Source organism: Deltaproteobacteria bacterium GWC2_65_14, from assembly GCA_001797615.1.
Taxonomy (GTDB): domain Bacteria; phylum Desulfobacterota; class Deferrimicrobia; order Deferrimicrobiales; family Deferrimicrobiaceae; genus GWC2-65-14.
On sequence record MGPV01000027.1, the window covers coordinates 1,695 to 2,597 of the forward strand.

General features: G+C 67.8%; 2 protein-coding genes. Both read right to left on the bottom strand.

Annotation, left to right across the window (positions count from 1 at the left end; genetic code table 11):
* Window positions 1–328: 328 nt before the first annotated feature.
* The gene (locus A2X88_00910; protein OGP34579.1) at window positions 329–520 is read right to left on the bottom strand and encodes a hypothetical protein; all 192 of its coding nucleotides are present in this window, start codon (window positions 518–520) and stop codon (window positions 329–331) included.
* On the bottom strand, window positions 521–706 hold the full coding sequence (locus A2X88_00915) for a hypothetical protein (protein ID OGP34580.1): 186 nt from the start codon (window positions 704–706) through the stop codon (window positions 521–523).
* Between the last annotated feature and the right edge of the window lie 197 nt (window positions 707–903).

Here is a 903-nt window from a genome sequence, read left to right on the forward strand (position 1 = left end):
TTCGCCAAGTTCAACGCCCGCGTCGCGAAGAAGGCGGCGGGGACCCCGTAGAGGAAGGGGGGAAGGCAAAGCCCCCGACTGTCCTGGCGCGCCCGTCGGGGGGCGCGCCGTTGCCATGGTTCCTGCCGGCGGTGAAACCGCCCCGCCGGGTTCGTCCTCTATGCTTACCGATCGGTAGATTTCCTCCTTGACATGCGGCGGACAGGCTCACGCATCTTTCCACGCAGGTGTTCTCCCTCCTGCTCGAGAACATCGATGTCTCGCGCCTGATGTACTCGATCTATTACGGGCCTCCCCAGGGGGCGCCGTACATCGATTTCGACGCCTATCACCGCAAGCTCCAGGAGGCCATCCGGGCGCTCGTCCGGGAAGGGGTCCGAAAGGGGGAATTCCGGAAGGGCAACGTCGAGGACATGATGTGGGCTCTCAACGGCGCGCTGAACGTCGCCATGGAGTCCCGGCTTTGCCAGCCGGGGGATGCGCTCGACCAGGAGGGGCTCCGGAGGGTGTTGCGGATCATCTACCGGGGAATCGACGTGGTGGGATCCCTCTCCCCGAAGTACGACGCCCTCGTGGAATCCGAGTTCGGGGGGACGGTAACCGAGGTGTACGTCACCGAATGGGTCAGGGTGGGGAAGGGCGACCCGCTGGCCCGCGTGGATTCCCGGGAGGCCGAGGCGATCGGGAGGAAGGCGGAAGCCTCCATCGCGATGGCGAGGGCGGCCCTCCTGGAGGCGGCGGCGGCGGACCATCGGGCCGATCGGGAATTCGAGCGGGCCCTCCATCTCAAGGGATTCCCTCGTCGCCCGCGCGACGCTGCAGCATGCCACCGGGGTGCTCGTCGGAGGGGTTGCGGCTCCCGCGGAGCGGTCCTGGACCCCGGCCGATTCGGCGGTCGGCCTG

Excerpts from the sequence above, each read along its gene's own strand:
- A2X88_00915 (OGP34580.1), bottom strand. The coding sequence starts at position 706 with ATGGAGGCTTCCGCCTTCCTCCCGATCGCCTCGGCCTCCCGGGAATCC.
- A2X88_00910 (OGP34579.1), bottom strand. The coding sequence starts at position 520 with ATGATCCGCAACACCCTCCGGAGCCCCTCCTGGTCGAGCGCATCCCCC.